The 22,826-nt window shown below is 69.5% G+C and carries 21 protein-coding genes; 13 read left to right on the top strand and 8 right to left on the bottom strand.

What is annotated here, in order from left to right; translation table 11 throughout:
• Positions 1-5: 5 nt before the first annotated feature.
• Positions 6-455: a hypothetical protein gene (locus FZN60_RS19945; RefSeq protein WP_158875268.1), complete on the top strand. Its 450-nt coding sequence runs from the start codon at positions 6-8 to the stop codon at positions 453-455.
• A gap of 219 nt (positions 456-674) precedes the next feature.
• Here the strand turns inward: FZN60_RS19945 and FZN60_RS19940 are convergent, their stop codons facing one another.
• Both FZN60_RS19940 and FZN60_RS19935 read right to left on the bottom strand, forming a co-directional pair.
• Positions 675-1,601 carry a prephenate dehydratase gene (locus FZN60_RS19940; RefSeq protein ID WP_158875267.1) on the bottom strand — a complete coding sequence of 309 codons (927 nt, stop codon included), beginning with the start codon at positions 1,599-1,601 and terminating at the stop codon, positions 675-677.
• A gap of 16 nt (positions 1,602-1,617) precedes the next feature.
• Positions 1,618-2,352, bottom strand: a complete 735-nt coding sequence (locus tag FZN60_RS19935; protein ID WP_422570287.1) for a 3-deoxy-manno-octulosonate cytidylyltransferase — start codon at positions 2,350-2,352, stop codon at positions 1,618-1,620.
• 200 nt (positions 2,353-2,552) lie between these two features.
• Between FZN60_RS19935 and FZN60_RS19930 the strand changes: the two genes are divergently transcribed.
• The 11 genes from FZN60_RS19930 (at position 2,553) to FZN60_RS19880 (ending at position 14,576) form a co-directional block, all read left to right on the top strand.
• Complete coding sequence (locus tag FZN60_RS19930; RefSeq protein WP_158875265.1) at positions 2,553-3,896, top strand: c-type cytochrome; 1,344 nt, start codon at positions 2,553-2,555, stop codon at positions 3,894-3,896.
• Between the two features lie 299 nt (positions 3,897-4,195).
• On the top strand, positions 4,196-6,073 hold the full coding sequence (locus tag FZN60_RS19925; protein ID WP_422570286.1) for an extracellular solute-binding protein: 1,878 nt from the start codon (positions 4,196-4,198) through the stop codon (positions 6,071-6,073).
• The gene (locus FZN60_RS19920; protein WP_158875263.1) at positions 6,070-7,992 is read left to right on the top strand and encodes an extracellular solute-binding protein; all 1,923 of its coding nucleotides are present in this window, start codon (positions 6,070-6,072) and stop codon (positions 7,990-7,992) included. Before FZN60_RS19925 ends, FZN60_RS19920 begins: the two co-directional genes overlap by 4 nt.
• An 86-nt stretch (positions 7,993-8,078) precedes the next feature.
• Positions 8,079-9,203: a microcin C ABC transporter permease YejB gene (locus tag FZN60_RS19915; protein WP_158875262.1), complete on the top strand. Its 1,125-nt coding sequence runs from the start codon at positions 8,079-8,081 to the stop codon at positions 9,201-9,203.
• 2 nt (positions 9,204-9,205) lie between these two features.
• Positions 9,206-10,453 carry an ABC transporter permease gene (locus tag FZN60_RS19910; RefSeq protein ID WP_158875261.1) on the top strand — a complete coding sequence of 416 codons (1,248 nt, stop codon included), beginning with the start codon at positions 9,206-9,208 and terminating at the stop codon, positions 10,451-10,453.
• Positions 10,450-10,686, top strand: coding sequence for a hypothetical protein (locus tag FZN60_RS19905; protein WP_158875260.1), 237 nt, complete (start codon positions 10,450-10,452; stop codon positions 10,684-10,686). The genes FZN60_RS19910 and FZN60_RS19905 overlap by 4 nt, the downstream gene beginning before the upstream one ends.
• Positions 10,683-10,901, top strand: coding sequence for a hypothetical protein (locus FZN60_RS19900; protein WP_158875259.1), 219 nt, complete (start codon positions 10,683-10,685; stop codon positions 10,899-10,901). The genes FZN60_RS19905 and FZN60_RS19900 overlap by 4 nt, the downstream gene beginning before the upstream one ends.
• Positions 10,898-11,335, top strand: a complete 438-nt coding sequence (locus FZN60_RS19895) for a type II toxin-antitoxin system VapC family toxin (RefSeq protein ID WP_158875258.1) — start codon at positions 10,898-10,900, stop codon at positions 11,333-11,335. The genes FZN60_RS19900 and FZN60_RS19895 overlap by 4 nt, the downstream gene beginning before the upstream one ends.
• Entirely contained in the window at positions 11,332-12,972 is a 1,641-nt protein-coding gene (locus FZN60_RS19890; protein ID WP_158875257.1) for an ABC transporter ATP-binding protein, read from the top strand. Before FZN60_RS19895 ends, FZN60_RS19890 begins: the two co-directional genes overlap by 4 nt.
• A 3-nt stretch (positions 12,973-12,975) precedes the next feature.
• On the top strand, positions 12,976-13,635 hold the full coding sequence (locus FZN60_RS19885; protein WP_158875256.1) for an NUDIX domain-containing protein: 660 nt from the start codon (positions 12,976-12,978) through the stop codon (positions 13,633-13,635).
• The gene (locus FZN60_RS19880) at positions 13,632-14,576 is read left to right on the top strand and encodes a 2-hydroxyacid dehydrogenase (RefSeq protein ID WP_158875255.1); all 945 of its coding nucleotides are present in this window, start codon (positions 13,632-13,634) and stop codon (positions 14,574-14,576) included. Before FZN60_RS19885 ends, FZN60_RS19880 begins: the two co-directional genes overlap by 4 nt.
• Positions 14,577-14,607: 31 nt before the next feature.
• Here FZN60_RS19880 and FZN60_RS19875 read toward each other — a convergent pair whose 3' ends face one another.
• Together FZN60_RS19875 and FZN60_RS19870 are read right to left on the bottom strand one after the other, a co-directional pair.
• Positions 14,608-15,468: a C40 family peptidase gene (locus FZN60_RS19875; RefSeq protein ID WP_158875254.1), complete on the bottom strand. Its 861-nt coding sequence runs from the start codon at positions 15,466-15,468 to the stop codon at positions 14,608-14,610.
• Positions 15,465-16,871: a leucyl aminopeptidase family protein gene (locus tag FZN60_RS19870; RefSeq protein WP_158875253.1), complete on the bottom strand. Its 1,407-nt coding sequence runs from the start codon at positions 16,869-16,871 to the stop codon at positions 15,465-15,467. Before FZN60_RS19870 ends, FZN60_RS19875 begins: the two co-directional genes overlap by 4 nt.
• 144 nt (positions 16,872-17,015) lie before the next feature.
• On the opposite strand from FZN60_RS19870, the gene FZN60_RS19865 reads away from it, so the two are divergent.
• Positions 17,016-17,840, top strand: coding sequence for a tetratricopeptide repeat protein (locus tag FZN60_RS19865; protein WP_158875252.1), 825 nt, complete (start codon positions 17,016-17,018; stop codon positions 17,838-17,840).
• An 87-nt stretch (positions 17,841-17,927) separates the two neighbouring features.
• Here FZN60_RS19865 and FZN60_RS19860 read toward each other — a convergent pair whose 3' ends face one another.
• From FZN60_RS19860 to FZN60_RS19845, 4 genes are read right to left on the bottom strand one after another with little or no spacing between them, the layout of a single operon-like run.
• Positions 17,928-18,923 carry a type II secretion system F family protein gene (locus FZN60_RS19860; protein ID WP_246727005.1) on the bottom strand — a complete coding sequence of 332 codons (996 nt, stop codon included), beginning with the start codon at positions 18,921-18,923 and terminating at the stop codon, positions 17,928-17,930.
• 51 nt (positions 18,924-18,974) lie between these two features.
• Positions 18,975-19,973: a type II secretion system F family protein gene (locus tag FZN60_RS19855; RefSeq protein WP_246727003.1), complete on the bottom strand. Its 999-nt coding sequence runs from the start codon at positions 19,971-19,973 to the stop codon at positions 18,975-18,977.
• Positions 19,974-19,976: 3 nt separating this feature from the next.
• On the bottom strand, positions 19,977-21,488 hold the full coding sequence (locus FZN60_RS19850; protein ID WP_158875251.1) for a TadA family conjugal transfer-associated ATPase: 1,512 nt from the start codon (positions 21,486-21,488) through the stop codon (positions 19,977-19,979).
• 46 nt (positions 21,489-21,534) lie between these two features.
• Positions 21,535-22,815: a CpaE/TadZ family protein gene (locus FZN60_RS19845; protein WP_158875250.1), complete on the bottom strand. Its 1,281-nt coding sequence runs from the start codon at positions 22,813-22,815 to the stop codon at positions 21,535-21,537.
• Positions 22,816-22,826 lie beyond the last annotated feature (11 nt).

Below are 22,826 nucleotides of genomic sequence, written 5' to 3'. Positions count from 1 at the left end.
TGACGATGCCTTCCACCCTCTCCCCGCGTCGGGCGTTCTTGCTTCGATCGTCGGTCCAGGCGATCGTCATCGGCGTGATCGGTTGCCACTGGTCGTCGATGCCTGCCGCGGCGGCCAGCGAAACAAGGGCGGCGCTTTTCGATCCGATTGCCGAGCTGGATCGCCTCCTGCCCGGTCACCGGATCGCAAGGCAATCCACATCCGATTCCTCAACGCGCGTCTGCTTCCTCGGGAAGAACGCGCGAGGGGATCGATCGAGTTCGTGGAACGATACGCCGCCCGGAATCGAATTCTGCGATCGAGAGGGCTGCTCGTTCATTCCCGTGCCCGAGACCGACCTCCTCATCGCATTCGAGTACGACCAGCAGTGCTTGCCCCTACGCAGCATCGAGACGCTTCGCATCGATACCAACGCCGACGGCACACGCTATCTCTGCGTCAATGACTGCCGTTGAGGATGAAGGCCGCTTAACCGTTCGTTCACGCTTATCCCAAGCAGGCGGCGGCCGTGTCCCTCCCGCTCTTTCGCGGGATCGGGGGCGGCCCTAATCTTTTGCTCGTCCGCCGGCGGGCGATCTCGCGTGCCGCCGAAGGAGTTGCCTGGGGAGGCAAGGGCCGTCGCCCGTTCGCCGCGAAGACGTGCGGGCGGCGCGGCGGCCCGCTCTCCGGCTCGCTCAGCCGTCCGCCGCCGCCAGCCGCGCCCGGTCCGGCGCCGCGGCGTAGACGCCGAGGATCTCGACCTCCGCGAAGAAGCGCAGCTCGGCCAGAGCCCGGTTCAGGGCGGGGTCGTCCGGGTGACCCTCGACGTCGGCGTAGAACTGCGTGGCGAAGAACTTGCCGCCGAGCTGGTAGCTTTCGAGCTTCGTCATGTTGAGCCCGTTGGTCGCAAATCCCCCCAGCGCCTTGTAGAGCGCGGCCGGAATGTTGCGGACCCGGAAGACGAAGGTGGTGACGGTGCCCCCTGGCGTATCCTGCGGCGCCCAGAGCCGTTCGGCGGGCGCGTAGGCCGGCGAGAGCACGACGAAGCGCGTCACGTTGTGCGCCTCGTCCTCGACGTGCTCGCGCAGGATGTCGAGCCCGTAAAGCGAGGCGGCGAGCCGCGGCGCCAGCGCCGCCATCCAGCGCTCGCCCCGCTCGGCGACGAGCTTGGCCGCGCCCGCCGTATCGCCGGCGGTCACGCCCTTCCAGCGCGGCCGCATGACGATGCGCCCGGTCTCGGGATCGCGCGTCTCGGCCTTTTCGCCGAGAAGGCGTCGGCACTGGCCGAGCGCGTGGACGTGGGTGTGGATCTCGCGGATCTCGTCCTCCGAGACGCCCGGCAGCGCCATCAGGTGGAAGTGGATCGGCAGGAAGTGCTCGCCCACGATCCGCAGGCCGGACTTGGGGAGGAAGTGGTGGACGTCCGCGACGCGGCCGGCGAGCGTGTTCTCGATCGGGATCATCGCGAGCCGCGCCTCGCCGGTCTCCACCGCCACGAAGGCGTCCTCGAAGGTCGCGCAGGGCAGGACGCGGGCGTCGTCGCCGAACTTCTGGAGGATCGCCGTGTGGGAATTGGCGCCGAGATCGCCCTGGAAGGCGATCGGCCGCGGGTCGTGCGTCATGGCGGTGTGGTGTCCTTTACGCGAAGGCGCGGCGCGCCAGTTCCAGCTCGGCCGGCCCGTCCACGCCCACCGGAACCTCGTCGACGATGCCGACGTCGATGCGCATGCCCGCTTCCAGCGCCCGCAGCTGCTCCAGCTTCTCGCGCGTTTCCAGAACCGAGGGCGGCAGCGACACGAAGCGGCCGAGCGCGGCGCGGTGGAAGGCATAGACGCCGACGTGGTGGAAGAGCGGCCCCTCGCCCCAGGGCGCGGTGGCGCGGGTGAAGTAGAGCGCGCGCAGCCGCCGCTCGCCGATCGGCGAGCCGACGACCTTGACGACGTTGGGGTTGGTCTTCTCGGCCTCGTCGTGGATCTCGGCGCCCAGGGTCGCGATGTCGCACCCCTTCCCCGACAGCGGTGCGAGCGCCCGCTTCACCGTCTCCGGCGAGATGGTCGGGAAGTCGCCCTGAAGGTTCAGGAGCGTGTCGAAGGCGCCGTCGGGATCCACGAGGTTCAGCGCCTCGAAGACGCGGTCGGAGCCGGACGGGTGATCCTCGCGCGTCATCACGGCTTCGAAGCCGGCGGCCTCCACGGCAGCGCGGATCTCGGACGAATCGGTGGCCACGACCACCCGCCCCACATCGGCGGCGCGGGCCTTCTCGGCGGTGCGCACCACCATCGGCCGCCCTCCGATGTCCGCGAGCGGCTTGCGCGGCAGGCGCGTGGCGCCCAGGCGAGCGGGAATGACGACGAGCACGGGCATGGGGACGATCGGACGCAGCTTGGGAAAATTGCAGGTTGGAACGCTTCCAGGGGCTTTCGCATCGCATAGGACAATGACAAAAGGCCCAATGGGTAGGCTCCTTACAGAGGTTGCCCGATTTACGCAAAACACATAGCGTCCGGCCGTTTTTCGGATGCGCATGCGATGCCGGCGAGTGGGGCCGGCTGCTTGGAGGAGCCGCTCTGCCGATGGATTCGCTTGAGTTCAACAAGATCGCCGGCGCCGTTCTCGGGACGGTGTTCGTCCTGTTCGGCGGCAGCCTCCTGGCAGAGGGGATCTTCCACGGCGAGCCGCCGGAAACGCCGGGATACGAGATCGTGGTGGCCGAAGCCGCCGCTGGCGGCGGCGAGGCCGCGCCGGCCGTCGAGCCGATCGCCGTGCGCATGCAGACCGCCGACGCCACCGCCGGCCAGACCATCTTCCGCCGCTGCGCGGCCTGCCACAACGCCGATCCCGGCGGCCCGAACGGCATCGGCCCGAACCTCTACGAGGTCGTCAACCGCCCGATCGCCAGCCATGCCGGCTTCAACTACTCGGCCGGCATGACCGAGTTCTCCAAGGGCCAGTCCGAGCACTGGGACTACGAGCACCTCGACTACTTCATCGAGGCGCCCAAGGCGCACGTTCCCGGCACGGCGATGGGCTTTGCCGGTCTCCAGGACCCGAAGGACCGCGCCGACCTGATCGGCTACCTGCGCTCGCTCGCCCCCACCCCGGCCCCGCTGCCCGAGGTGACCGCCGAAGCCGCGGCCCCGGCCGAGGGCGCGCCGGCCGTGACCGATCCGAGCACCACCACCGATACGGCCGAGGGCTCGGTCCCGAACGCCCAGTCGCCGGGCACCACCGATTCGTCCACCGCCGCCGCGCCGACCGCTCCGGCCGGCAACGTCGTGCCGCAGGGCACCGACGGCGCTTCGCCGGCCGAAGCCGCGCCGGCGCCCGCCCAGCCGACCGGCGGCGACACCACCGCAGCCGGCTCGGAAGGCCAGGCCGCGCCCGGCGCCGCCCTGCCGCCGGTCCAGCCGCAGCCCGCGGCCCCCGCTCCGGCCGCGACCACGCCGCCCCCGGCCTCGCCGGCGGCTCCGGCTCCGGCTCCGGCAGCTCCGGCCGCCCCCGCACCGGCAGCTCCGGCCGCGGACCCGGCTTCGGCGCCTGCCGCGCCGGCCGCGCCCGCAGCGCAGCAGACGGCCGCCGTCGCCGGCGACCCGAAGGCCGGCGCGACCGTCTTCAACAAGTGCAAGGCCTGCCACGCCGTCGGTCCGGGCGCCGCGAACAAGATCGGTCCCGAGCTGAACGGCATCGTAGGCGAGGCCGTCGCGGCGGTCGAGGGCTACCAGTTCTCGCCGGCCATGACCGCCTTCGCCCAGACCCATCCGACCTGGGACGTGGCGACCCTGACGCCCTGGCTCACCAATCCGCGCCAGACCATCCCCGGCACCAAGATGGCCTTCCCCGGCCTGAACAAGCCGGCCGACGTCGCCAACGTCATCGCCTATCTCGCGACCTTCGCCGAGGACGGCAGCACCCGCTGACGAGAGCGCCGGCCGGCACGCCGGCCGCGTCAAACGCGAACGACACTGAAAGCCCCGGCCCCTCCGCCGGGGCTTTTTCGTGCGGCCCGCCTTCTCCCGGCGCCCGTCAGCCTCAGTTACAAATCCGTCATGGCGGGGCCGCGGCCGAAGGATGGCCACAAAGTCCGTGGAGCCTCGCCGGTCACCCGCGCCCACCCGGAGTACCGCCGCCCTTGACGCGTCCCGCCCCTCTTCTTCTCGCCGCAGCCCTTCTCGCCCTCGTCGGTCCCGCCCGCGCGCAGGAGCCCGCCTCGCCGCCCCTGGCTACCGAGGCGCAGGCCGACCTCACCGCCCCCGGCGAGTGGCATACCTCGACGAGCCTCATCGGCACGACGAAGTACCCGGAGGGCTGGACGCATTACGACTACGTCAACCCGGACGCGCCAAAGGGCGGCACGCTGAACCAGCCGGGCTACGGCTCCTTCGACACCTTCAACCCCTTCGTCGTGCGCGGCACTCCCGCCGCCGGCTTCGCGGCCTTCGGCGGCGGGCTGATCTACGACACGCTGATGACCCAGGCGACCGACGAGCCATCCGTCAGCCATGCCCTCATCGCCGAGGCGGCGCGCTGGCCGGCAGACTTCTCATCCGTCACCTTCCGCCTCGATCCCGACGCTCGCTTCCAGGACGGGACGCCGATCACCGTCGAAGACGTGATCTGGAGTTTCGAGACGGTGAAGCGGCTGAACCCGCTTTATGGCGGCTACTACGCCAACGTGACGGGCGCGTCCGAGACCGCCCCCGGCGAGGTCACGTTCACCTTCGACCAGACGGGAAACCGCGAGCTGCCGAAGATCATGGGCGACCTCGTCGTCCTGCCCAAGCACTGGTGGGAAGGCACGGACGCACAGGGGCGAAAGCGCGACATCGAGCAGCCGACGCTTGAGATTCCGCTCGGCTCCGGCCCCTACCGCGTGGCGAACTTCAAGGCCGGCGCCTCGATCACCTGGGAGCGCGTGCCCGACTATTGGGCGGCCGACAAGCCGCCGCAGAAGGGCCGCTACAACTTCGACCGCATCAACTACATCTACTTCCGCGACCAGGCCGCCGCCTTCGAAGCCTTCAAGCGCGGCGGCTACCAGGACTATCGCGTCGAGAACAGCGCCAGCCGATGGGCGCAGGGCTACGAGAACTTTCCCGCCCTCGCCGACGGACGGGTGGTGAAGACCACGCTGCCGGACGAGTCGATCCAGCCGATGCAAGGCTTCGTCCTCAACACGCGCCGGCCGCAGTTCGCCGACCCGCGCGTGCGTGCCGCCTTCACGCTGGCCTTCAACTTCGAGGAGATGAACAAGAACATCCTGTTCGGCCTCTACGCGCGCCCGAGCTCCTACTTCCAGAACTCGGAGCTGATGGCGACCGGCCTGCCGGAGGGCCGGGAACTGGAAATCCTCGAGCCGTTCCGCGCGCAGTTGCCGCCCGAGCTCTTCACCCAGCCCTTCGTCCTGCCGAACTACTCCAAGCCGGATTCCGCCCGCACCTACCTCCGCCAAGCCTACGAGCTGCTCCAGGCGGCGGGCTACGAGCGGCGCGGCAGCTCGCTCGTCAACAAGGAGACAGGCCAGCCGCTCGCTGTGACCTTTCTCGGCAACGATCCCAGCTTTACCCGCGGCACTCAGCCCTTCGTCGATCAACTCCGGCGCCTCGGCGTTGACGCGAGCATCCGCATCGTTGACGACGCGCAGTACCAAGCGCTGGAGCGGGACTTCGACTTCGACATCGTGATCGGGGTCTACGCCCAGACCATTTCGCCTGGCAACGAGCAGCGCGACTTCTTCGGCTCGGCCGCGGCGGACCGGCCGGGGAGCCGGAATCTCTCGGGCATCAAGAGCCCGGTGGTGGACGCGATCATCGACAAGATCATCTTCGCGCCCGACCGCGAAAGCCTCGTCGCCGCGACCAAGGCGCTCGACCGCGTGCTCCTGTGGAACCATTATCTCGTGCCGCAATGGTACTCGCCGGAGATCCGCCTCGCCTATTGGACGAAGCTCGACAAGCCGGAGAAGCAGCCGGCCGACTACATCGGCATCGACCCCTTCTCCTTCTGGGTGAAACCCGACGCGCCCGCCGCCGCGGCGCCCGAGCCGGACGCCGCCGTCCTCCAGGGCGAAGCGCCCCCGCCGGGAGCCGCCCAGTGAGCGGCGGCACGTTCCGCCTCACCCGCCGCGACCTCGGCCGCATCGCCGTCGGCGGAGCGGCCCTGGCCATCGGCCTGCCGGGCGCCGCCGCACTCGGCCAGGAGGCCGGCGCCCCACCGGCCGGCCCGCTTGCCGGCCAGCCGCGGGGCGAGCGCCACGGCTTCGCCGCCTTCGGCCCGGTGAAGTACGCGCCCGACTTCCCGCACTTCGACTATGCCGATCCGGCCGCCCCCAAGGGCGGGCGCATGGTTCTCCAGGCGGCCTCGCGCCTTTACAACCAGAACTTCAACACCTTCGACACGCTCAATTCATACGTTCTGCGCGGCAACGGCGCCTTCGGCATGGCGCTGACCTTCGCGACCCTGATGGCGCCGTCCACCGACGAGATCGGCAGCGCCTACGCCTATGCCGCGCGCTCCGTCGAGTTTCCCGAGGACGGGCGCTCGATGCTGTTCCGGCTCGACCCCGCCGCCCGCTTCCACGACGGAACGCCGATCCGGCCTGCCGACGTCGTCTTCTCCCTCACCACCCTTCGCGACCACGGCCACGAGAACCTCGCGAGCCAGCTGCGCGAGATCGAGAGCCTCGAGGCGGCGGGCGAGGACGGCGTTTCCGTCCGCCTTGTGCCCGGCGCCAGCCGCTCGATCCCGCTGACCATCGCGGCGAGCTGCCCGATCTTCTCGGCCACGTGGTGGGAGGGCCGCGACTTCGAGGCGAGCCTGTCCGAGCCTCCGCTCGGCTCCGGCCCCTACAAGGTCGGGCGCTTCTCCTTCGGCTCCTTCATCGAGGTGGAGCGCGTGCCCGACTTCTGGGCGGCGGAACAGCCCGCCCATCGCGGCCGCTGGAACTTCGACCGTATCCGCTACGACTATTATCGCGACCGCATCGCCGCCTTCGAGAGCTTCAAGGCGGGCGCGACCACCTATCGCGAGGAGTTCACCAGCCGCCTCTGGGCCCTCGACTACAACTTCCCCGCCATCCTTGCCGGCCGCGTGAAAAAGGACGAGGTGCCGGACGGCTCGGCCTCCGGCGGCCAGTGCTGGAACTTCAACACGCGCCGATCGAAGTTCGCCGACCCGCGGGTGCGCGAGGCGGTCGGGCTCCTCTTCGACTTCGAGTGGACCAACGCCAACCTGATGTACGGGTCCTACCTCAGGTCGAGTTCGTTCTACGAGAACACCGAGCTGGAAGCGCAGGGGCTCCCCTCGCCCGCCGAGCTGGCGCTCCTCGAACCCTGGCGCGCCGAGATTCCGCAGGCCGCCTTCGGCGAGCCCTATGTCGCGCCGGCGAGCGACGGCACGGGCCGCGACCGGACGCTGTCCCGGCGCGCGCTGGACCTCTTCCGCGCGGCCGGCTGCCGGCTGGAGAACAATCGGATGCTGCTGCCGAACGGCCAGAGGCTCACGATCGAGTTCCTGGACGACGACAACACCTTCGAGCCCCACCACAAGGGCTTCGTCGACAACCTGAAGCGCCTCGGGATCGAGGCGAGCTACCGCGTCGTCGACGCTTCGCAGTACACCGACCGGACGCGAAGCTTCGACTTCGACATGGTGGTTTCGCGCTACTCGCTGCCGCTCTATCCCGACGGCTTCATGCGCAACGTCTTCGGCACGCGCAGCGCCTCGGCGCCCGGCTCCTGGAATCTCGCCGGCGTCGGCGGCCCGGCGGTCGACGCGCTGGTCGAGGCCATCGTTTCGGCCGAGACGCCGGAAGGCTTCCAGGCGGCCAACCGCGCGCTCGACCGCGTGCTTCGCGCAAGCCACGCATACGTCTTCCAATGGTACAAGGGCACCAACTGGCTCGCCTTCTGGGACATGTATGCCCGGCCGGCGCAGAAGCCGCTCTACGACGTCGGCGCCCTCGACACCTGGTGGTTCGACCGTCAAAAGGCGGAGGCGGGCGGCATGGCGGGTTGACGCCATCCGGCAGGCGAGCGAACGATTCCGCCGCTCGCGACGTCCTTCAGGGCGGCGCGGGCGGCCGATAATGCCGAAGGGACCCGATGGGCGCCTATATTCTCCGACGCCTTCTCCTGATGATCCCGACGCTTCTCGGCATCATGGCGATCTCCTTCGTGGTGGTGCAGTTCGCCCCCGGCGGCCCCGTCGAGCAGGTCATCGCGCAGCTGCGGGGCGAGGCGACGGACCGCTTGGGCGGCGGCGGCAACGACTTCGGCGGGCAGGCGCAAGGCGGCGGCGAGGCCTCCAACTATCGCGGCGCGCAGGGCCTCGACCCGGAATTCATCGCCAAGCTCGAGCAGCAGTTCGGCTTCGACAAGCCGCCGCTGGAGCGTTTCGGCCTGATGATCTGGAACTACGCCCGCTTCGATTTCGGCGAGAGCTACTTCCGCTCGGTCTCGGTGGTGGACCTCATCCTGGAGAAGATGCCGGTCTCGATCTCGCTCGGCCTCTGGATCACGCTTCTTTCCTACATGATCTCGATCCCGCTCGGCATCCGGAAGGCCCTGAAGGACGGCTCGGCCTTCGACGCCTGGACGAGCGGCGTCGTGATCATCGCCTATGCCATTCCCGGCTTCGTCTTCGCCGTGTTCCTGCTGATCCTCTTCGCAGGCGGTTCCTTCTACGACTGGTTCCCGATCCGCGGCCTCCTCTCGGACGGCGTCGAGGGCGCCTGGTGCGCGCCCTGGAGCGCCGCCTTCGACATCGCGGACTGCGTGACGCGCACCATCCCCGACTACTTCTGGCACCTCACCCTGCCGCTGATCGCGCTGTCGCTCTCGGCCTTCGCGACGACGACCCTGCTGACGAAGAACTCCTTCCTCGACGAGATCCGCAAGCAGTACGTCACGACCGCCCGCGCCAAGGGTCTCACCGAGCGCCGTGTCCTTTACGGACACGTCTTCCGCAACGCCATGCTGATCATCGTCGCCGGCTTTCCCGGCGCCTTCATCTCGGCCTTCTTCACGGGATCGCTGCTCATCGAGCAGGTCTTCTCGCTCGACGGTCTCGGCCTCCTCGGCTTCGAGAGCGTCTACCAGCGCGACTATCCCGTGGTCTTCGCCACCCTCTACATCTTCTCCCTCATCGGCCTCGTGACGACGCTCATCTCCGACCTCACCTACACCTGGATCGATCCGCGCATCGACTTCGAGCGGCGGGAGGTCTGAGCATGGACAGGGTCCGAGAAGCCGACCGCCCCGACCCGCAGCCCGCCGACGAGTTGGGCAAGCCGGTGAAGCCCGCCGCGCTCGACGCGGCCGAACAGGCCCGCCTCAACACGGCCGGCATCGCGCAGGTCGGGCCGGCCCCGCTCGTGCGCCGCTCGCGCCTGTCGCCGCTCAACCAGCGGCGCTGGCGCAACTTCAAGGCCAACCGCCGGGGCTACTGGTCGCTCTGGATCTTCATCGCGCTCTTCGCGATCTCGATGGTCGCGGAGCTGATCTTCAACGACAAGCCGATCCTCGTTTCCTACAAGGGCGAGTTCTACTACCCCCTCCTCGTCGACTATCCCGAGGAGGTCTTCGGCGGCTTCCTGCCGACGACGACCTATCGCGACCCCTTCATCCAGGAGGAGATCGCCGCGAACGGATGGGCGATCTGGCCGCCGGTGCGCTATTCCTACGGAACCGTCAACGATTCCATCCCGACCCCGGCCCCGTCCGCGCCCTCCTGGACCTTCTCGGCCGAGGAGCGCTGCCGGGCCTATCCCCTCGGCGTCGACGATCCGAACTGCACGATCGGCAACTGGAACTGGGTGGGCACCGACAACCAGGCGCGGGACGTCCTCGCGCGCCTCGTCTACGGCTTCCGCATCTCCGTGCTGTTCGGCCTGATCCTGACCTTCGCCTCGGCGGTCATCGGCGTCTCGGCCGGCGCGGTGCAGGGCTATTTCGGCGGCTGGGTGGACCTTCTGTTCCAGCGCTTCATCGAGATCTGGTCCTCGATCCCCGTCCTCTATCTTCTCCTCATCATCGCCGCGATCCTGCCGCCGGGCTTCTGGGTGCTGCTCGGCATCATGCTGCTCTTTTCCTGGGTCGCCTTCGTGGGCGTCGTGCGCGCGGAGTTCCTGCGCGCCCGCAACTTCGAATACGTCAACGCCGCGCGGGCGCTGGGCGTGCGCGACCGCACGATCATGGTGCGCCACGTCCTGCCCAACGCCATGGTCGCGACGCTGACCTTCCTGCCCTTCATCCTCAACGGCTCGATCGAGTCGCTGACCGCCCTCGATTATCTCGGCTTCGGCCTGCCGCCGGGCTCCCCGTCGCTGGGCGAGCTCCTCAACCAGAGCCGCAACAACCTCCAGGCTCCCTGGATCGGCCTCTCGACCTTCGTCGTCCTCGCGACCATGCTGTCGCTCCTGATCTTCGTCGGCGAAGCCGTCCGCGACGCCTTCGACCCGAGAAAGAGCTTCGCGTGACAGCGCCCCGCAAGCTCAAGCGGGTCGTCTCGCTGAACTATCCCGCCTCGCGCCTGCCCCCGAAGCTGCGCGGCGACTTTGACCCGACCCTACGCGTTACGGTGACGGTCTCCGAAATCGGCCCCGAGGATTCCGAGTGGGAGCTGGACATCAAGGACTTTTCCGATCTTCCACATGCGGGCGAGGACGACAACGTCACGTTCAGTGACAAACCATCGGAGGATCGATCATGAGCGAGGCCAGGCACATCACTCTCGACCTGAGGCCGGACGAACTTCCGTCCGAACTCGGTCGCGGCGTTCACGGCAAGGCGCCGGTCCACGTCGACGTTGCACAGAGCGACCCTGAGCCGAGATTCATGCGTTTTCGAGGTATCGGCGCGTACCGCAACACTAGCGTCGAAGAAGCGGTAGCACGAGTGCGCGCGTTGAGGGACGAGTGGGATTGAGCCTCGGTGAGCGAAGCATCTACCTCGACGCCAACGCCATCATCCGTTTCGTCGAAAGCCAGGAAAGCAGCATCACGGCCCTTTTCGGCCGAGCCGCGGCGGGAGAGTTCCGTCTCGTGACCAGCGAGATGACCCTCGCCGAATGCCTCGTCGTCCCGATGCGAGATCGCGACGTTCGCCTCATCGCTGGTTACGAGGGCTTTCTCCAAAGCGACGAAACCATGACGGTCGTGCCGGTCGACCGCGCGGTGCTCCGGCGTAGCGCCGAGCTTCGCGCTCGGCTCGGCGGTAAGACGCCTGACGCGATCCATTGCGCGACGGCCGAGCTGCTTTCCTGCGGCATCGTCGTTTCGTCCGACAAGCGGCTGCGCCTGCCGGATGGGTTGCGTCGCGTCGACGTCGAAGATGCCAGCCTGATCGGACGGAACCGATGACCGCCGCAGCTCCCACCCCCCTCCTCTCCGTCGAGGACCTGTCCGTCGCCTTCCGCAGCGAGGGCAAGGTCGCGACGGCCGTCGACCGCGTCAGCTTCCGCATCCTGCCGGGCGAGACGCTGGCGCTCGTCGGCGAATCCGGCTCGGGCAAGTCGGTCTCGGCGCTGTCCGTCCTCAAGCTCCTGCAATATCCCGCCGCGAGCCATCCGACCGGCGCGATCCGCTTCAACGGAACGGACCTCCTCGCCGCGGACGAGAAGATCCTGCGGCGCGTGCGCGGCAACGACATCTCGATGATCTTCCAGGAGCCGATGAGCTCCCTCAACCCGCTCCACACGATCGAGCGGCAGGTGAGCGAGGTGCTCTCCATCCATCGCGGGCTCGGCCGCGCGGCGGCGCGCCAGCGCACGCTGGAGCTTCTCACCCAGGTCGGCATCCGCGATCCCGAAAGCCGCCTCGGCGCCTTTCCGCACCAGCTCTCCGGCGGCCAGCGCCAGCGCGTGATGATCGCCATGGCGCTCGCCAACGAGCCCAAGCTCCTCATCGCCGACGAGCCGACGACCGCCCTCGACGTCACCGTTCAGGCGCAGATCCTGAAGCTCCTCAAGGAGCAGCAGGTGGCGCGCGGCATGGCGATGCTGTTCATCACCCACGATCTCGGAATCGTCCGGCGCATCGCCGACCGGGTCTGCGTCATGTACAAGGGGAAGATCGTCGAGGAGGGGCCGACCGCCAATATCTTCGCGAACCCGCGGCACGACTACACACGCCACCTTCTCGCCGCCGAGCCCAAGGGGCGTCCGCCCGAGGCCGATCCCGGCGCCCCGGTGGTCGCCGAGGCCAAGGACCTCAAGGTCTGGTTCCCGATCCGCACCGGCTTCATGCGCAAGGTCACCGGCCACGTGAAGGCCGTCGACGGCATCGACCTGACGGTGCGCGCCGGCCAGACGGTCGGCGTCGTCGGCGAGTCCGGCTCGGGCAAGACGACGCTGGGCCTCGCCATGTGCCGGATGATCGGCTCAAAAGGCGAGATCCGCTTCGACGGCGCGCGCATCGACGAGCGCTCCTTCAAGGCGATGCGCCTTTACCGCGACCGCATGCAGATCGTCTTCCAGGATCCGTTCGGCTCGCTCTCGCCGCGCATGCCCATCGCCGACATCATCGCCGAAGGCCTTCTCGTCCACCGCAGGAACCTGTCGGCCGCCGAGCGCGACGCCCGCGTCGTGTCCGTCCTACAGGAGGTCGGCCTCGATCCGGCGACGCGCTTCCGCTACCCGCACGAGTTCTCCGGCGGCCAGCGCCAGCGCGTGGCGATCGCCCGCGCCATGGTGCTGGAGCCGCGCTTCGTCATGCTGGACGAGCCGACCTCGGCGCTAGACATGAGCGTCCAGGCGCAGGTCGTCGATCTCCTGCGCGACCTCCAGACGCGGCACGGCCTCGCCTACCTCTTCATCAGCCACGATCTCAAGGTCGTGCGGGCGCTGGCCAACGAGGTCGTCGTCATGCGCCAGGGCCAGGTGGTCGAGCGCGGGCCCGCGCGCCAGATCTTCGAGGCGCCGCAGACCGAGTACACCAAGGCCCTCATGGCCGCCGCCTTCGCCATCGAGGCCGCGCCGACCGGCGCCGTATCGGAGTAGAGCATGAGTTCGTCCCTCGACGTCATCGCCGACCTGCCCCTCGACTGCTCGGTCGAGGTCAGCCGCGTCGCCGACGGCTTCCGCCCGCTGGAAGCCGCGACCGTCACCCATCGCAGCCTCGACGGCACCCGCGAGATCGGGCCGATGCGCCGCGAGTTCGTGCGCTGCCGCCCGGCAGCCGTGATCATCCCCTACGACCCGGTCGCCGACCGGATCGTCCTCATCCGCCAGTTCCGCATCGGCCACGCGCTCGCGACGAAGGAGGCGGCGGCCGTCGAGCTGCCGGCCGGCCTCCTCGACGAGGGCGAGGCGATGGAGGCGACCGCCGCGCGCGAGCTGGAGGAGGAGACCGGCCTTCGCGCCCGCGCTGTCTCCTTCTGCTACTCGGTCCTCACCTCCCCTGGCTTCTGCGACGAGATGGGCCACATCTTCCTCGCTCTGGTGGATTCGTCCCAGCTCGGCACCTCGGCCGGCATCGACGACGAGGACGAGGACATCCGCCCCTTCGCGGTGCCGGCCGACGAGCTCGTGGCCGCTGTCGACGAAGGCCGCGTCCTCAACGCCTTCCTGATCGGCGCGGCGCACTGGTTCGCGCGGCACGGCCGCGCCCGCGCCGCCCTTCTCGCCGCCGAGGCGACCATCGGCTCGGGAACCGAAGCATGAGCGTCCTTCTCGCCGTCACAGGCTTCGATCCCGCCGAATGGGCCGCCGCGCTGGAGGCCGCAGCGCCCGGGCGGACCATCCGCGTCCTGCCGGACGGCGCCGGCGACCCGGAGATCCGCTACGCCGTCGTCTGGAAGCCGCCGGCCGGCGCGCTGTCGGCGCTGCCGAACCTTCGCGCGGTGTTCTCGCTCGGCGCGGGCGTCGACCACCTCCTCGCCATGCCGGACCTGCCGGACGTGCCGGTGGCGCGGATCGTCGCCGGCGACCTCACCGCCCGCATGACGGAATACGCCGTCTGGCGCGTCCTCGATCACGCCCGGCGCGGGCGCTTCTATCGCGAGGCGCAGAACAAGAGCGTCTGGATCGAGCGCGGACAGCCGGCGGCCTCCGAGCTGACCGTCGGCATCCTCGGCTTCGGCGAGCTCGGTCGCGACGCGGGCGAGAAGCTCGCGGCCCTCGGCTTCCGCGTGCTCGGCTGGAGCCGAACGGCGAAGCACCACGCCTCCATCGAGGTCCTGCCCGGCGAGGACGGCCTGTCCGCGGTGCTCGGCCGCAGCGACATCCTTCTCGTTCTCCTGCCGCTGACGGCCGACACGCGCGGCATCCTCGACGCCCGGCTCTTCGCGCGGCTGAAGCATCGCACCCCGCTCGGCGAGGGGCCGGTTCTGATCAATGCGGGCCGCGGCGGCCTTCAGAACGAGGCCGACATCCTCGAAGCCCTGGACAGCGGCCGCCTGTCCGAGGCCTCGCTCGACGTCTTCGAGACCGAGCCGCTGCCGGCTGCCAGCCCCCTCTGGCGCCACCCCCGCGTCTTCGTCACGCCCCACATCGCCGCAGCCTCCTCGGCCCCGGCGCTGGCGCCGATCATCATGCGCCAGATCGAAGCCGCCGAGCGCGGCGAAGCGCTGCAGAACCTGGTGGACCGGAAGCGGGGCTACTGAGGCGCGCGGCCCCGGCGGCTTCAGGCGGCGTTTAGAGCCGCCGGATCGAGGAGACCGGCGTTCCCCGTCCCCCGATGCGCGCGATCGCCTCGGCGAGCGGCTCGATCGCCGTCATCATGTGGTGGGCGTTGGCGTGAAGGAGCCGGGCCTCGTCGAGCATGATGCCGACATGGCCGCGCCAGAAGACGAGGTCGCCGCGCCGACGCGGCGCCTCGGCCGGCAGCGCCTGGCCGAGAGCCTTCTCCTGCATGTCGCTGTCGCGGGGCGCGGCGATCCCGCACATCGCCAGCGCCACCTGAACGAGGCCGGTGCAGTCGAGGCCGAGCGCCGACTTGCCGCCCCAAAGATAGGGCGCGCCGAGGAAGCGCTCGGCGACGGCCGGAAAGTCGTCCTGCCGGGCGTCGAGCGGCTCCAGGTGCTGGGCGACGATCGCGCCGAAGGGCGCGACGAGGCGGTAGCGCGCATTGTGGTCGCTTGCCTCGCCTGTTGCGGTGACGAGCGCGCCCATCGGCAGGCCGGCGAGCGGCGGCAACTTGATGTCGGGACCGGGGAAGAGCAGCGTGCGCGGGGCGACGACGCGGTGCGTCGGCGCGGGCGTCTCGGTCGTCGTCAGGGCATCCGCCGGCGCGTAGCCGACATAGCCGTCCCCGTCGAGCTGCACCCAGGACCAGCCCTCGCCGTCCGTTTCGAAGACCCGCAGCGTTTCGCCGAAAAGCGCCTCGGTCTCCAGCATGGCGCCCGACGACGGGCTCCGGCGCAGCGGCGCGAGCGGCGCGGACACGCGCGCCGGGATCCCCTCGACGAAGCGCTCGGCCGGAACGCGGCCCTCGAGCCTGATGTCGGCGAGGTCCGGGCGAAAGGCGTGGAGGCGGCGGTCGGGCAGCTCGGTCACCGGGAGGCATCCTTCGCATAACGGGCGGCGATGAGAGCGAAGAGCGCCCGGATGCCCTGCGCCTCGCCGCCGACTGGGCCGAGCGCGCCGGCCTTCGGGCGCCAGCCATAGACGTCGAGGTGGACCCAGGTCGCGGCCTTCTCGACGAAGCCCTGCAGGAACAGCGCCGCGGTCACGGCCCCGGCGAAGCCGTCGGTGGTGACGTTGTTGGTGTCGGCGATCTTGGAGGCGAGGTTCGCCTTGTAGGGCTTCCACAGCGGCAGCCGCCACAGCGGATCGGCGGCGGCGACGGCGGCGTCGGCAAGCTCGACGGCGAACGCCTCGTCGTCGGTGAAGAAGGGCGGCAGGTCGGGGCCGAGCGCGACGCGCGCCGCGCCGGTCAGCGTCGCCATGTCTACGATGAGGTCGGGCGCTTCCTCATCGGCGAGCGCCAGGGCATCGGCGAGAATGAGGCGGCCTTCCGCGTCGGTGTTGCCGATCTCGACCGTCTTGCCCTTGCGGCTCGGGAAGACATCGCCCGGGCGGAAGGCGGTGCCGGAAATGGCGTTCTCGACGGTCGGGATCAGGACCCGCAGGCGAACGGGAAGCCTCCGCGCCATCACGAGGTGCGCGAGGCCGAGGACGTTGGCCGCCCCGCCCATGTCCTTCTTCATCAGGAGCATGCCGGAGGCCGGCTTGATGTCGAGGCCGCCCGTGTCGAAGACGACACCCTTGCCGACCAGCGTCACCTTGGGCGCGCCCTCCGCGCCCCAGACGAGATCGACGAGGCGCGGCCCCCGCTCGCTCGCCTGACCGACCGCGTGGATCAGCGGGAAACCCTCGCGCAGCGCCTGCCCGTCGGTGACGGTGATCGCCGCGCCGTGACGCTCGGCCAGCGCGCGGGCGGCGTCCGCGATCTCGGCCGGCCCGAGGTCGTTGGCGGGCGTGTTGATGAGGTCGCGCACCAGCCGCACCGCTTCCGCGAGCTCGGCCGCCATCGCCTCGTCGGCGCCGGGCACGCTCAAGGTCGGCGCCTCGTCGTCGCTCCTCGCGGCGGTCTTGTAGCGCTCGAAGCGGTAGGCCCCGGCTCGGAAGGCGAAGAGCGCGAGCGTCGGATCGATCGCGGGGGCGCTCTCCCCCGCCTCCGGCTCAAAGCGCCAGGCGCCGTCCGGCAGGTGCGCCGGCAGGTGACCGAACAGGAGCGCCGCCTCGGCCGCGCCGTGCTCGCCTTCCGAGCCGAGCCCGAGAAGCGCCGTCGCCGGCGCCCCGTCGAGCGGCGGGACGACCAGCACCGAGCCCGCGGCACCGGAGAAGCGCATGCGGCGGGCGTGCTCGCCGATCACCCCGTCGAGGCGCTTCACGCCGGCTTTCGTGACGATCCGCAGGACGGCGCTGTCGGTCGGATGGCTGGACGTGTCGGACATGGGTGGCTTCCGCTGGGCTGCGAGCAGGATGATCCGCGCGGCCGGTTAACACCTCGTTAGGGTTAACGAAATATTGTCGGCAGGACGGCGGCGGGGCCGCGAACGAGACGCCCCGCATCACCGCCATAGAGCATCGGAGCCTTCATGTCCCGCGCCCTTTCCACGCTGCGCCGGCCGGCGCTGGCGGCCCTCCTTCTCGCCGGTGCGGCGACGCTCGGGGGCTGCGCCTCGGCGGGCGTGTCGCCGATGACGACGGGCTCGATCGCCCGCGGCGGCGAGCGTTCGGCGGGGCCGACCTCCCCCGGCCAGATCGAGGCGGCGGTGCGCTCCTACGGTATGGCCTACCAGCGCAGCCCGCAGGACAAGGGCATCGGCCTCGCCTACGCCTCGGCGCTCCAGATGACGGGCCGCAACGACCAGAGCCTCGCCGTCATGCAGCAGGTGGCGATCGCCCATCCGAAGGACCGCGACGTCCTCGCCTCCTACGGCAAGGCCCTGGCGGCGGCGGGCGAGCTGGAAAAGGCGCTCGACACGGTTCGCCGCGCCCAGACGCCCGACTATCCCGATTGGCGGCTTTATTCGGCGGAAGGCGCGATCCTCGACCAGCTCGGCCGGCCGGACGAAGCGCGCGTCTATTATCGCAAGGCGCTCGACATCCAGCCCAACGAGCCCTCGGTGCTGTCGAACCTCGGCATGTCGCACCTTCTCGCCAACGACCTGAAGTCGGCCGAGTCCTACCTGCGCTCGGCCGTTCGCCTGCCCGGCGCGGACAGCCGCGTGCGCCAGAACCTGGCCCTCGTAGTCGGCCTCCAGGGCCGCTTCGATGAAGCGCAGCAAATCGCGTCCGCCGAGCTCGATCCGACCGAGGCCGCCGCCAACGTCGCCTATCTCAAGTCAATGCTCGACCAGCGCAACACCTGGTCGATGCTCAAGGCGAATGACGCTGGGGCGTCGGCCAGCGACGGCTGAGGCCGGCGTTGCCGCGATCCGGGCCCCTAAAACACGCAAGGCCGGGCTCATCGCCCGGCCTTCGCCGTTTCCGGCCTCCGATCCCCATCACCCGCGATAGATCGCCATGACCTGGATGATCGCGGGGCCGAGGATGACGGCGAAGAGGACCGGCAGGAAGAAGATGATCATCGGGACGGTAAGCTTGGGGGGAAGCGCGGCGGCCTTCTTTTCCGCCAGGTTCATGCGCGTGTCGCGGTTCTCCTGGCTGAGCGTGCGCAGCGCCGTTCCGAGCGGCGTTCCGTACTTCTCGGCCTGGATGAGGGCCGTCGCGGTGGCGCGCACGGCATCGAGGCCGGTGCGCGCGACAAGGTTCTCGTAGGCGGCGCGGCGGTCCGGCAGATAGGACAGCTCGGCGGTCAGGAGCACGAGCTCCTCGGCGAGCGGGATCGACTGGATGCCGATTTCGTCGGCCACCCGCCGGAACGCCGCCTCGATCGAGGTGCCGGACTCCACGCAGATGAGGAGGAGGTCGAGCGCGTCCGGCCAGGCCCGCGTGATCGAAGCCTTGCGCTTGGACGCCTTGTTGTTGACGAACAGGACGGGCGCGTAGAAGCCGGCATAGGCGAGAAGCAGGCAGACCAGGAGCCGCGGCATGAAGCCGTAGTCGGCCATGAAGCCCAGGCCGAAGATGTAGAAGAGCCCGACGAGGAAGAAGAGCAGCGGCAGCACCGCGCGGGCGAAGAGCAGCAGCGTCAGGGGCCGCTCGCCGCGATAGCCGGCGATCCGGAGGCTCGCCACCGTCTTATCGTCGGCGAGCGCGCTGCGAAGGTTCAGCCGCTGGACGACCACCGCGGCGATGCCCTCCTTGTTCTCCTGGCGCAGGCTCTTGCGGCGCGAATCCTTCTCGATCGCGAGGCGCGCGCGCGACAGGGCCCGCATCTGGTCGCGCTCGAGCGCGACGGCGCGCATCCGCCCCCGCAGCCGGTCGCCGGCCAGAACCGGCATGGCGAGCGCCATCACCGTCGCGAACACCGCGACGACGACGAGGATCGCGAAGAGCGAGCTGGGCGTGAGGCCGAAGGAGGCGAGAAAGCGGTCCACGGATCGAACGTTCGTTGCTGGGTCGAGGGCGCCGGCCCGGCGCCGGGGTGGTCAGAAGTCGAAGGCGATCATCTTCTTCATCACCACGATGCCGGTCGTCATCCACGCGCCGGCAACGGCGAGGATGATGTGCCCGGTCGACGTGGTGACGAGGAGCCCGACATAGTCCGGCGAGGTCATGGTCATGACGCCGCCCACGAAGAAGGGCAGCGAGCCGATGATGCCGGCGGAGGTCTTGGCCTCCATCGACATGGCCTGGATCTTGTCGCGCATCTTCTTGCGCTCGCGCAGCACCTTGGACAGGTTGCCGAGCGCTTCGGACAGGTTGCCGCCGGCCTGGGCCTGGATGGCGATGACGATGGAGAAGAAGTTGGTCTCGGGCAGCGGCACGCTTTGATAGAGGCGATCGACCGCTTCCGGCGTCGTCATGCCGAGCTGCTGGCTCTCGACGATCTTGCGGAACTCCGAGCGCACCGGCTCGGCGGTTTCGCCGGCGATCATCTTGAGCGTGTCGTTGAGCGGGAGGCCGGACTTCACGCCGCGCACGATGAGATCGACCGCGTTTGGGAACTCGGCGATGAACTTCTTCAAGCGGCGCTTGCGCAGGTGCGCGAGGACGAGCCGCGGCAGGCCGAAGCCGACCGAGATCCCGAGCCCGAGCCCCAGCAGCAGCCCCTGTCCCATCATCAGGCCGACGAGGAAGAAGAAGGCGAAGAGCCCGGCCGAGGCCATGTGGAACTGCTTGAGCGTCCAGTTCGTGCCGGACTGGTCGAGACGCATCTTCAGCGAGGGACGCAGCGAGTGGCGGCTGCGCTCGCGCTGCTTGACCTCAATCTCCTTGAGGGAGTTCTGGATGGTCTTGCGCCGGCGCGCCTGCTCCTGGGCCCGGTCGCGCAGCTGGTTGCGCGCCGACCGGTCGAGGCTCGCGCCCTTCATCTGCCGCAAGCGGCTGGCGGTCTTCTTTTCCTCGGCGATGCGCGGCTGGAGCACGGCGTAGGCCACCGCCCCAGCCGCCACCGCCGACAGGACGATGAAGAGGAGAACGGCCACGGCTCAGGCCACCGTCTTGTCGAGGGCGGCGTCGAGCGCCGAGGCGAGGCGCTGCTCCTCGTTGTAGTAGCGCGCCCGGTCCCAGAAGGCGGGGCGGCCGATGCCGGTCGAGCGGTGGCGGCCGATGATCTTGCCGTTCGCGGCCTCGCCCATGATGTCGTAGAGGAAGAGGTCCTGCGTGGTGATGACGTCGCCTTCCATGCCCAGCACCTCGGTGATGTGGGTGATGCGGCGCGAGCCGTCGCGCAGGCGCGCGGCCTGGATGATGACGTCCACGGAGCCCGAGATGATCTCGCGCACGGTGCGGGGCGGCAGCGTGAAGCCGCCCATCGCGATCATCGCCTCCATGCGGTTCAGGCACTCGCGCGGGGAGTTCGAGTGGATCGTGCCCATCGAGCCGTCATGGCCGGTGTTCATGGCCTGGAGGAGGTCGAACACCTCCGGGCCGCGCACCTCGCCGACGATGATGCGTTCGGGCCGCATGCGCAGGCAGTTCTTGACGAGGTCGCGCATGGTGATCTCGCCCTCGCCCTCGATGTTGGGCGGGCGGGTTTCGAGGCGCACGACGTGGGGCTGCTGGAGCTGGAGTTCGGCCGAGTCCTCGCAGGTGATGATGCGCTCGTCCTCGTCGATGTAGCGCGTCAAACAGTTGAGGAGCGTCGTCTTGCCCGAGCCCGTGCCGCCGGAGATCACGACGTTGCAGCGAACGCGCCCGATGATCTGCAGGATTTCGGCGCCTTCGGGCGAGATCGCGCCGAAGTTGACGAGCTGCGGTAGGGTCAGCTTGTCCTTCTTGAACTTACGGATCGTCAGCACCGTCCCGTCGATGGCGAGCGGCGGGGCGATGACGTTGACGCGGGAGCCGTCGGGCAGGCGCGCGTCGCAGATCGGCGAGGTCTCGTCGACGCGCCGGCCGACCTGGGACACGATGCGCTGGCAGATGTTCAGGAGCTGCTGGTTGTCGCGGAAGCGGATCTCCGTTTCCTCGACCTTGCCGTTGACTTCGATGAAGGTCTGGCGCGCGCCGTTGACCATGATGTCGGCGATGTCGTCGCGCGCGAGCAGAGGTTCGAGGGGACCGTAGCCGAGGACGTCGTTGCAGATGTCGGCGAGCAGGTCCTCCTGCTCGGCGATGGTCATCGCGAAGTTCTTGATCGCGATGATGTCGTTGACGATGTCGCGGATCTCCTCGCGCGCCGCCTCGGTGGACAGGCCGGCGATCTGCGACAGGTCGATCGTGTCGATCAGCGCGGCGAAGACCTGGGACTTCGTCTCGTAATAGGTGTCCGAGCGCGCCCGCACGGGCTTGGGCTCGGCCGGCTTCTCCGGGGCGATGGGCTGCAGGCGCTGCGCGAAGCCGGGAAGGCCGCGCAGGTCCGCGCCCGGCGCCGCCGCGGCCTCGACGGGGCGCGCGGCCACGACCGCAGCCGGAACCGCGGCGGGCGCCGGCATCTGGGTCGCGGGCCGCACCGCGACCTCGGCCGCGCCGCCCTGGGTTGAACGCTTTCCGAACATGGGACCGTCCTCGTGATGGCCGACGCGCCGCCGGGGCGCTGGCGCCTCAGCCCGCGCTGCGACGCTTCAGGCGATCGAGCAGCATCGACTGAAGCGTCGCCTTGCGCTTCTTCTTCGGCTCGCCGCGACCGGTCACGGCGTGGGCGATGGAGGAGAAGACCGACAGGGCGGGGTGCTTGGGATCGGTTTCGCCGATCATGCGCCCGCTGTTGCCAGCCTGCCCGAACACCGCCGGGTCGAAGCCGATCGCGCCGATGACGTCGATCTCCAGCGGCTCGGCGAACTCGGCGATCGGGATCTCCGGGCGCTTGGGCACGTCGATCTGGTTGAGCACGAGGCGCGGCGGGCGGTCGTTGGGACGCGCCTTGCGCAGGGTGTCGACGAGGTTCTTGGCGTTGCGCAGATTGGCGAGATCGGGCGTCGCCGTCAGCACGATCTCGTCCGCCCGGATCAGCACCTGCCGCGTCCAGTCGTTCCAGATGTGCGGCACGTCGAGGATCACCACCGGCGTTCCGCGCTGCGCCGTTTCCACGATCGTGGAGAAGGCGTCGGGCCCGAACTCGTAGGTCCGGTCGAGCGCGGAGGGCGCGGCGAGCAGCGAAAGGTGCTCGGCGCACTTGGCCAGCAGGCGGTCCAGGAAGACGTCGTCCATCCGGTCGGGCGCCATCAGCGCCTCGGTCATGCCCTGCGCCGGATCCTGGTCGAAGTTGATGTTCGCCGTGCCGAAGGCGAGATCCATGTCGGTGATGACGACGTCCGTCTCGAAGAGGCGGGTGATCGACCAGGCGACGTTGTGGGCGACCGTCGAGGAGCCGACGCCGCCCTTGGCGCCGACGAAGGCGATGGAGCGGCCGAGCGGCTCGGCGTCGGGCGCGACGAAGAGGCTGGAGACGACTTCGAGGATGTCGGCGATCGAGACCGGGGCGACGAGATATTCCGAGATGCCCCGGCGCATCAGCTCGCGATAAAGCGCGACGTCGTTGTAGTGGCCGATGATCACGACCTTGGAGCCGGGATCGAAATTCTCGGCGAGAAGCTCGAGCTCCTCCATCAGCTCGGCCGGCGGGAAGCGCGACTCGAGGATCACGAGGTTGGGCGTCGGCGCGCTCGCATAGTGCTCGGCCGCGGCGCGGATGCCGCCGGCATGGACGCGCAGATAGGCTTTCGCCATGCGCCGGTCCTCGCCCGCGCGCTCGATCGGCTTCTGAACGCCGTCGGTCTCGCAAAAGGCCTGGATCGAGATGCGGGGGATGGGTCGGATGCGGTCGAGCTGCCCGACGAGGCCGTCGTCGAACTCGGTCGGACCGGGATCGGTGTCGATGCTCATGGCGCCGTGTC

Origin of the sequence: Antarcticirhabdus aurantiaca (genome assembly GCF_009765365.1) — a bacterium.
GTDB classification, from domain to species: Bacteria; Pseudomonadota; Alphaproteobacteria; order Rhizobiales; family Rhizobiaceae; genus Antarcticirhabdus; species Antarcticirhabdus aurantiaca.
This window is presented reverse-complemented; position numbering and strand designations above follow the sequence as displayed.

Bases quoted from the DNA above. Each gene is read 5' to 3' on its own strand.
- FZN60_RS19945 (WP_158875268.1), top strand. From the start codon at position 6: ATGCCTTCCACCCTCTCCCCGCGTCGGGCGTTCTTGCTTCGATCGTCG.
- FZN60_RS19940 (WP_158875267.1), bottom strand. From the start codon at position 1,601: ATGACGCACGACCCGCGGCCGATCGCCTTCCAGGGCGATCTCGGCGCC.
- FZN60_RS19930 (WP_158875265.1), top strand. From the start codon at position 2,553: ATGGATTCGCTTGAGTTCAACAAGATCGCCGGCGCCGTTCTCGGGACG.
- FZN60_RS19915 (WP_158875262.1), top strand. From the start codon at position 8,079: ATGGGCGCCTATATTCTCCGACGCCTTCTCCTGATGATCCCGACGCTT.
- FZN60_RS19910 (WP_158875261.1), top strand. From the start codon at position 9,206: ATGGACAGGGTCCGAGAAGCCGACCGCCCCGACCCGCAGCCCGCCGAC.
- FZN60_RS19900 (WP_158875259.1), top strand. From the start codon at position 10,683: ATGAGCGAGGCCAGGCACATCACTCTCGACCTGAGGCCGGACGAACTT.
- FZN60_RS19890 (WP_158875257.1), top strand. From the start codon at position 11,332: ATGACCGCCGCAGCTCCCACCCCCCTCCTCTCCGTCGAGGACCTGTCC.
- FZN60_RS19885 (WP_158875256.1), top strand. From the start codon at position 12,976: ATGAGTTCGTCCCTCGACGTCATCGCCGACCTGCCCCTCGACTGCTCG.
- FZN60_RS19880 (WP_158875255.1), top strand. From the start codon at position 13,632: ATGAGCGTCCTTCTCGCCGTCACAGGCTTCGATCCCGCCGAATGGGCC.
- FZN60_RS19870 (WP_158875253.1), bottom strand. From the start codon at position 16,871: ATGTCCGACACGTCCAGCCATCCGACCGACAGCGCCGTCCTGCGGATC.
- FZN60_RS19865 (WP_158875252.1), top strand. From the start codon at position 17,016: ATGTCCCGCGCCCTTTCCACGCTGCGCCGGCCGGCGCTGGCGGCCCTC.
- FZN60_RS19850 (WP_158875251.1), bottom strand. From the start codon at position 21,488: ATGTTCGGAAAGCGTTCAACCCAGGGCGGCGCGGCCGAGGTCGCGGTG.
- FZN60_RS19845 (WP_158875250.1), bottom strand. From the start codon at position 22,815: ATGAGCATCGACACCGATCCCGGTCCGACCGAGTTCGACGACGGCCTC.